4 protein-coding genes are annotated in these 8,718 nt (G+C 65.1%); all 4 read right to left on the reverse strand.

Annotation, left to right across the window (positions count from 1 at the left end; translation table 11 throughout):
- Nucleotides 1-468: 468 nt before the first annotated feature.
- On the reverse strand, nt 469-1,647 hold the full coding sequence (locus V8324_RS20335; protein ID WP_336421722.1) for an IS5 family transposase: 1,179 nt from the start codon (nt 1,645-1,647) through the stop codon (nt 469-471).
- Nucleotides 1,648-1,838: 191 nt separating this feature from the next.
- Nucleotides 1,839-4,184 (reverse strand): Tex family protein, encoded by a 2,346-nt coding sequence (locus V8324_RS20340; protein WP_336421723.1) that lies wholly within the window; start codon nt 4,182-4,184, stop codon nt 1,839-1,841.
- Between the two features lie 1,017 nt (nt 4,185-5,201).
- On the reverse strand, nt 5,202-5,804 hold the full coding sequence (locus tag V8324_RS20345) for a hypothetical protein (RefSeq protein WP_336421724.1): 603 nt from the start codon (nt 5,802-5,804) through the stop codon (nt 5,202-5,204).
- A 52-nt stretch (nt 5,805-5,856) separates the two neighbouring features.
- Nucleotides 5,857-8,718 (reverse strand): Calx-beta domain-containing protein (locus V8324_RS20350; RefSeq protein WP_336421725.1); only part of this gene is annotated, 2,862 nt, incomplete at its 5' end.

Raw genomic sequence — 8,718 nt, forward strand, 5'->3', positions numbered from 1 at the left:
ACGCCCGACGGCGTCATCTCGCGGTGATCGGATACGTCGGAATGGCTGATCATATGTCGTCGGAACACGTGATCGAATGTGTCGGAATGCGCAGCCGGCCCACGTGGCGGCATCGGAGCCGCCGTGGAACCAGGCTTCGGAAGACGGGCGGAAATCGTCAATCGCCGTTTCCCGTGCCGGCCCGTCGAGCAGAGGAGCCACATCCTTTTCCACGCAGGTGCAGAGCGCCGCACTTTCGGAGGCGTAACCGCTTGCGCGCATGCAGGCATCTCCAATGCTCGTTGCGCGCTTCGGATCGGGAGCAGGATCGGTTTCGCTCGATGGATCGCCGGACCCCGGCAGTCATGCGACTTCACAAGGCGTTAACAGGCTGCTGAAGAAGTCTGGCGAGAAGAACATTTTCCCGATCATACGGGTTTCAGGCAGACGGTTTGCGGGCGACGCGCCAGGCCTTCGGCTCTTGCGCCATCAGGCCGCGAGGAGTTTCGGCAACCTGGCGAGGTTGCAGGCCGCCATGGTCATCGTGAATTTTGCGCGGACCCTGTCGAGGCCGCGATGAACGGTCTGTGCCGTTCCGCCAACGGTTTTGGCCCAGCCGAAGGGTTCCTCGATCTTCTTCCGGTTCCGCAGGGACAGGGCATAGCCGGGATGGCGTGTCGTTCGACCGTCGATGGCGGAATACCGGGACTTCTGCGCGATATGCGGGGTCACGACCATACCCCTCAGTTTCTTGACGAAGTCGCGGCTGTCGTAACCCTTGTCTGCCGCCAGCGTCAGGCGCCGGGTCGAGCCCGGTGAGTGGCGATTGATCATGTCCAGCGCCGCCTTGCGCTCGCCGTGGCCATCGGCGTGGGTCAGGTCCGCCTGCACGACCAGCCCGTTGCGGTTCTCCATCAGGGTATGGCCCATGAAACACAGTTGTGCCGCGGCACCCGGTGCCTTCTTGTAGAGCCGCGCATCGGGGTCCGTGACCGATGCGTGGGTGGTGTTCGAGCGCTTCGTGCCGCGAAAGTCGATCTCGGGATTGCGGGGCTGGTGCGTGGTGCTCGGCATGGGCTGGGTCTCGGTCTGCTGGGATTGGTCGGGGCTGGCGGAGGTCTCGTCGGTCGGTGGCGGTGGCGGATTGCCGGGATCGTCCTCGTCCGGCGGCGCCGTGCTGTCCTTGGGCTGGAAGCTCTTCATGGACGCCCACGCCTTGACCAGGGTGCCGTCGACCGAGAAGTGCTCGTCTGAAAGCAGCGGCTTGACCTCCGGATGCGCCAGGATCGCGGCCATGACCTTGCGCGACATGTCGGTGGTCAGCAGCCGGTCGCGGTTCTTGGTGAACACCGTCGGAACCCACACGGGATCGTCGATGCCAAGCCCGACGAACCACCGAAACAGCAGGTTGTAATCCATCTGCTCCATCAGCTGCCGCTCGGAGCGGATCGAGAACAGGATTTGCAAAAGGCTGGCGCGGATCAGACGCTCGGGCGCGATGGAGGGACGGCCTTCGCTCGTGTAGAGCACATCAAACTCGGCATCGAGGCTGGCCAGCGCATCGTTCACGATCTGCCGGATCTTGCGCAGCGGGTGGTTTGCGGAAACCCGCGCCTCGAGATCAACATAGCTGAACAGCGCCCCGCTCGTCTCGTCCGTCCCGCGCATCGTCATCCCCCTACATGCCGTGCAAAGGGTGAATCACGTTCTCAAATCCATGTCGAGGCCGAGTTTTTCAGCAGCCTGTTAAGCATCCAGGGCGTTCCCGGCGAGCGTTGCGATCATAACCTTGCAGGTTAATACAGCGTGCGGCGCAATCATCAAAATCTTCCATGCAGCGCAGCGCCTCGCGGTTGATCTCAGCGCTTTTTCATCGCATCAAGCAGGGCCGATCCCAGAGCGCCAGGCTGGCTTCCGCGTTGGGCTGTGTCGTCCTTCTTGCCCGATCCATGGTGCGGTTTCCGGGATTTCTCAGGCGCGTTGCCACGCGGCGTGTGCGGTTGTTTGCGCGCCGCATCTCGATCCTCGCCGGGCGAGGCCCCGTCATCCTTGCGCATGGTGAGCCCGATGCGCTTGCGCCCCAAATCGACCTCGGTCACGCGCACCTGCACGACGTCGCCGGCCTTCACCACCTCGTGGGGGTCCTTCACGAAGCGATCGGCCAGCTGGCTCACATGGACAAGGCCGTCCTGGTGCACGCCGATATCGACGAAGGCCCCGAAGGCGGCCACGTTCGTCACGGTGCCCTCGAGTTGCATGCCTGACGTCAGGTCGGTGATCTCTTCCACGCCCTCGGCGAAGGTCGCCGTCTTGAAGGTAGGACGCGGGTCGCGCCCGGGCTTTTCCAGCTCGGAGAGGATGTCGCGCACGGTCGGAAGTCCGAAGCGGACATCGACATAGGCTTCGGCGCGCAGGTCCTTCAATACGCCGGGGTCGGATTGAAGGCTGCGCAGATCGCGGCCGCAATCGGCGACAATCCGGCGTGCCAGGTCGTAGGCCTCCGGGTGCACGGCGGAGGCATCGAGCGGTTCCTTGCCATCACGGATGCGCAGGAAGCCGGCGCATTGTTCGAAGGCGCGCGGGCCGAGCCGGCTGACCTTCAGGAGATCCTTGCGCGTCTTGAACGCGCCCTTCTGATCGCGGTGCGCCACGATGGACTCGGCAAGGACAGGGGTGAGACCGGAGACATGGGTCAGAAGCGAGGCGGAGGCGGTGTTGATGTCGACCCCGACCGCGTTCACGGCGTCCTCGACGACGGCGTCGAGCGATTTCGACAGCCGGCGCTGGTCGACGTCGTGCTGATACTGTCCGACGCCGATGCTCCTGGGTTCGATCTTCACCAGCTCGGCGAGCGGATCCTGGAGGCGCCGGGCGATGGAGACGGCCCCGCGCAGCGACACATCGACATCGGGAAACTCCTTTGATGCCAGCTCCGACGCGGAATAGACCGAGGCGCCGGCCTCGCTGACGATGACTTTGGTGGGCCTTTTCGCGTTGCCGGAAAGCATGGCGAGCGCGTCGGCGACCAGCTTTTCGGTCTCTCGCGACGCGGTTCCGTTGCCGATGGCGACAAGCTCGATCCCGTGGGCTTCCACCAGCTCGAGGATCTTCGCCTGGGCGCCTTTCACATCCTTCCTGGGTTGGAAGGGGTAGAGCGTCGCGGTGGCAAGCAGCTTGCCGGTCGCGTCGATCACGGCCGCTTTCACACCGGTGCGGATGCCCGGATCGAGGCCGAGGGTGGGCCGGGCGCCGGCCGGCGCGGCCAGCAGCAGATCCTTGAGGTTGCGCGCGAAGACGGCTGTCGCAGCCTCATGGGCGCGGGTCCGCAATTCGGCGACGAGTTCTGTCATCATTGTCGTGGAGAGTTTCGTCCGCCATGCCCAGCCGGCGACCTCGCGCAGCCACCTGTCGCCCGGCCCGGTTCCGGAGGGGTTCAGGCGCGCGGCAACCATGGTCTCGCAGCGTGGCTGGCCGACCTCCTTGTCGGGAGCGATGTCGAACCGGATGACGCCTTCCTTCAGGCCGCGCAGGAGCGCAAGCGCCCGGTGCGATGGCATGGCCGCCCATTTCTCGGAATGGTCGAAGTAGTCGGAAAACTTGGCGCCGGTCTCTTCCTTGCCGGGAACCACCTTCGCGGTCACGACGGCTTCCTTCCGCAGATATGCACGCAGGTCCCCCAGAAGATCGGCTTTCTCGGACAGATCCTCGGTGAGGATGTCGCGGGCACCGTTCAGCGCTTCCTTCACGTCGGGCACGCCTTCGCCCAGGTAGGCCGTTGCGAGCCGCTCCGGATCCCTGTCGCGGTTTGCGAGGATCGCGTCGCGCAGCGGTTCGAGCCCCTTTTCCCGGGCGATCATCGCCTTGGTGCGGCGCTTTGGCTTGTAGGGCAGGTAGATGTCCTCGAGGCGCGTCTTGGTTTCGGCCTCGTTGATGGCCCGGGTCAGTGCATCGGTGAGCTTGTCCTGCTCGCGGATGGATCTGAGGATGGTGTCGCGCCGGTCGTCGAGCTCACGCATATATGCGAGACGTTCGGCCAGGGCGCGAAGCTGGGTGTCGTCGAGCCCGCCCGTGACCTCCTTGCGGTAGCGCGCGACGAACGGGACGGTCGCGCCCTCGTCGAGAAGTTTGACCGCGGCTGCGACCTGAGCCGCCTTCGCCCCGATTTCTTCGCCGATTGTCCGGTTGATACGGGCTGCGCGATCCATGGTCGTCCTCTCATCCGTTGTGGGCGTTTTGTACTCGTTCGCGTCGGACAGCAAAAGGGCGGATGCCAGTCCTTTGCTGCCGCTTGCAACCGCGATCCTCGCGGATGCAGCATTCGACACGTTGGGCGGACTTCGGACATTCGCTGCGATTGCGATGCGAATATGAGGGAAAGCTGGGAGCCGACATTCAGAGGCGCCCGTTAGTGACCCGCGCTCTGCAGTGCCGCATGACGGCAACGAGCCCTTGCTTGCCGGTCGGATCGGCGAAGATGCTGCAGGGTGCAGTGGGCAGGTCCCAGCCCTTTTGTGCCGGTCGTGCGCGATGTACCGGGTGTGAACGCAGTCGTTCGCTGGAGGTGCATTACGGGTTGTCGGGAGTGACTGGTGTGCGCAACTTGCTGTCTCTCATCGATTCAAAGGAAAACCAGCGTCGGGAGCGTTATTGAAGGCCGTGAAAGTCAATTCCAGGAGCCATCGACGTAGTGGCCCCTATGAACGGAAAAGTCGTCGCATTATTCAGCATGATATCGTGCCACCCGCCGTTCGTTTCTTGACCGGCTTCAGGGACGAAAGCGATGCAGTCGCATCGGCCGCAGGCCGCGGCGCAGCGGAGATCGAGCAAGAAAACCGAGCAGCCCGGCGTGCCGCAGCTCATGGGGTGATTGTAGAAGACCCATGATTCTTGAATGCGATCTCCGTACAGGTCGACACGCGTCATGGTATTAGGTGAAGTCCTGAGGCATAGGCAGATTTGTCAGCTGCCAGTCTTGCAGAACAAAGTCCGTGACCTTCCTTTCAGCCTCGGCTTGGCTCATCGTTCGGCACGCCCGCACCCGTGAAGAGCGAAGCCAGCGATAAAGGTGCGAGAGAACCAAGGCGCATTGACCGACAGGTCGTCATCAGATCAGCATCCGGACGGAATTTCCCACGCATAGCTTGCAGGAGGCCGAAGCTCTCCTCTGGGCGGTTCCAGGGTTGCGTCATTGCCATGACGCCTCGCCGCACCTCGGGTTGTGCTCAAGCGCAGCCACGACGCCGCGAAATTGCGAAGGCCGACAGAAGTGCAGAAGCCATGAGCGGCAGAGTTGCCGGGAGCGGGATGACTGCGGTGTCGACGGGATTGATGACGATCGAGGCCTGTGTCGATCCGAAACCAGTGTCGAAGAGCACCGTCTCGTCATTTCCGAACTCGCCCGTGATGACGGCGAGCACCGAATCACCGAAGGAAGCGGCCGCCGAGCCAGACAGGCCCGAGAACAGGATTTCGATGCTGTCGGGGCCGGACGCACTGAATTCATAACCGAGATCGGCTTGTACGCCCCCGAGGAAGAGCGCGGCAGGATCGGGGCCGACATTCAGGGCGGCGGTAGACAGCCCGAACAGGCCGGTGATCCGGACGTCCAGCCCGCTCGCCGCCGCTGGAGCGGTCGAAACCGCATCCTCGGCAAGGAAGTCGAACACGAGGATGACGGCGTCGTTGACTGCATTGCCGCTACCCGAGATTTCCGGCGCGGGTAAGACCGGTAGCCCGAGCGTCGCGGATGTAGCCGAACTCGCGCCGAGCATAACTACCGCAGCTGTGGCCCATGCGCCAACGCGTCCGAACTTGAAATGGGTCATGTGTCTTCCTCCAGATGAAGTCCTCAAATTGATCAAACCGTCGCCGTTCCCGTCATGTAAGCAGCAGATCATCGTAACCCATCACGCCATCGAGGATGATCAGGTCGCGATCCTCACCCGCAAGGATCAAGTAAGTCGAACCGCCAGCGACGACCTCTTGGGCGATCTCTGCGCCCTGAAGGTCAAGCATGTCGCCCTCTGCCTGAGAGAAGTCCCGGATCGCCAGGACGTCCCTGCTGCCCACCTGGTCCTCGAAAACGAATACGTCGGCGCCGCCGCCGCCAATAACCTGGTCGAGAGGTCCGCCGCGTCCCTCGATCCGTTCGTCGGCATCCGTGCCCACGAGGTAGTCGATACCTGTTGTCCCGACGATCAGCTCGGGTTCCGGACCTTCCGGTTCGACATCGGTCACGGTGACGGTGATGTCCTGGGGGGTGCTGTCGGTGCCGTCGGAGGCGGCGACGGCCAGGTCATAGACATTGTCGCCGCCGGTATCGGCCGGGCTTTCGAAGTCGGGCGCGGTCAGGAAGCTCAGCGCGCCGGTGGCGGTGTCGATGTCGAAGAGCGCGGCATCGGCCCCGCCGGTGATGGCGTAGGTGAGCGTGTCGCCCTCCGGATCCGTCGCCACGACCGAACCGATCGCGGTCTGGTTCTCGGGCACCGTGAAGGCGGCGCCGGAGGTGATCCCGGGCGCGTCGTTCACGCCCGCGATGCTGATCGTGGCGGTGGCATCGTCGGAGCCGTCGTCGTCGGCGATCGTGTAGGAGATCTCCACGGTGGCCGTTTCACCCGTCCCCAGTGCCTCGAAGTCGCCGTCGGGGTCGAAGGCCAGGCTGCCGTCGGACCCCACCGTCAGCCGGCCGCCGCCGGCAAGCTCCGTCGCCACGCCGAGGGTCAGCGCCACGCCGCCCACGCTCGCCGCGGTCAGGGTGAACGGATCGCCATCCGCGTCGCTGTCGGGCCCGGCGCCGTTGTCGGCGAAGAGATCGCCCGCAAGCGCGGTGTCCTCGTCGGTCGTGAAGGCGTCGTCCGCCGCGACAGGCGGCACATCGCCTTCGTCCGGGTCTTCCTCGATGGTATGGGTGGCGGACGCCGTGCCGATCCCGTGATCGGCCCTGTCGAGGCCGTCGATGGTGACGGTGATCTCCTCGTCGCCCTCCACGTCCTCGTCGCCCTGGACGGTCACGGTGAAGCTCGCCTCCGAGGCGCCGGCCGGGATCGTCAGGCTCGCCGGGATCGCGCCTGTGTAATCGCTCCCCGCCGCAGCACTGCCGCCGGCCATGAGCGTCGCCGTCACCGCGTTGGTCAGATCGCCCGACCGGCTCAGCGTGAAGGTCACCGCCGTCTGCGGCCCGGAATCGCCCTCCGGCGCAGAGACCGGAGAGACCGAGAGCGAGACCGTCGCCGCATCGGGCTCCGGTTCGACATCGGTCACGGTGACGGTGATGTCCTGGGGGGTGCTGTCGGTGCCGTCGGAGGCGGCGACGGCCAGGTCATAGACATTGTCGCCGCCGGTATCGGCCGGGCTTTCGAAGTCGGGCGCGGTCAGGAAGCTCAGCGCGCCGGTGGCGGTGTCGATGTCGAAGAGCGCGGCATCGGCCCCGCCGGTGATGGCGTAGGTGAGCGTGTCGCCCTCCGGATCCGTCGCCACGACCGAACCGATCGCGGTCTGGTTCTCGGGCACCGTGAAGGCGGCGCCGGAGGTGATCCCGGGCGCGTCGTTCACGCCCGCGATGCTGATCGTGGCGGTGGCGTCGTCGGAGCCGTCGTCGTCGGCGATCGTGTAGGAGATCTCCACGGTGGCCGTTTCACCCGTCCCCAGTGCCTCGAAGTCGCCGTCGGGGTCGAAGGCCAGGCTGCCGTCGGACCCCACCGTCAGCCGGCCGCCGCCGGCAAGCTCCGTCGCCACGCCGAGGGTCAGCGCCACGCCGCCGACGCTCGCCGCGGTCACTGAGAAGCTGTCGCCATCCGCGTCGCTGTCGGGCCCGGCGCCGTTGTCGGCGAAGAGATCGCCCGCAAGCGCGGTGTCCTCGTCGGTCGTGAAGGCGTCATCCGCCGCGACCGGGGCCGAGCCGCCCTCGCCAGGCTCTTCCTCGATGGTATGGGTGGCGGACGCCGTGCCGATCCCGTGGTCGCCCCTGTCGAGGCCGTCGATGGTGACGGTGATCTCCTCGTCGCCCTCCACGTCCTCGTCGCCCTGGACGGTCACGGTGAAGCTCGCCTCCGAGGCGCCGGCCGGGATCGTCAGGCTCGCCGGGATCGCGCCTGTGTAATCGCTCCCCGCCGCAGCACTGCCGCCGGCCATGAGCGTCGCCGTCACCGCGTTGGTCAGATCGCCCGACCGGCTCAGCGTGAAGGTCACCGCCGTCTGCGGCCCGGAATCGCCCTCCGGCGCAGAGGCCGGAGAGACGGAAAGGGAAACCGTGGCAACGGGTTCCACGATCGGCCCGCCCTCTACAATAGTCCCAATCGCTGTTGCACCGTCGGAACCATTGGCGATCTCGGTCGTTGGTACGAATGTGAGGGCAAACGTTTCGTCGGGTTCATCCAGCGCATCGGACAGTATCGGGACCCGCACGGCCGCCTCGGTCTGTCCTGCCAGAAATGTCACTGTGCCGGAGGTGGCTGTGTAGTCGTCGCCGGCTACAGCCGTACCGTCCGACGTTGAGTAGGAAAGCGTGATGTCGTTTTCGAGAGGCCGCGAGAGATGAACGGCAAAGACAGCTTCGCCGGAATTCTCGAAGGCGTATGTGGGGATCACGAACAACGAAACTCCAGAGCCCTCGAGGATCGTGCCGTTGGTGACGAGGCGCGGTAATCCCCCCGCCAGGACGGCGTTGGTCGGGTCGAAGAACTCGACGGTGAAGTTCTCGTCGATCTCGCTGCCGTCGATGGTCGACGGGTTGATGTTCAG

It is taken from the genome of Roseovarius sp. D22-M7 (assembly GCF_037083785.1).
Classification (GTDB): domain Bacteria; phylum Pseudomonadota; class Alphaproteobacteria; order Rhodobacterales; family Rhodobacteraceae; genus Roseovarius.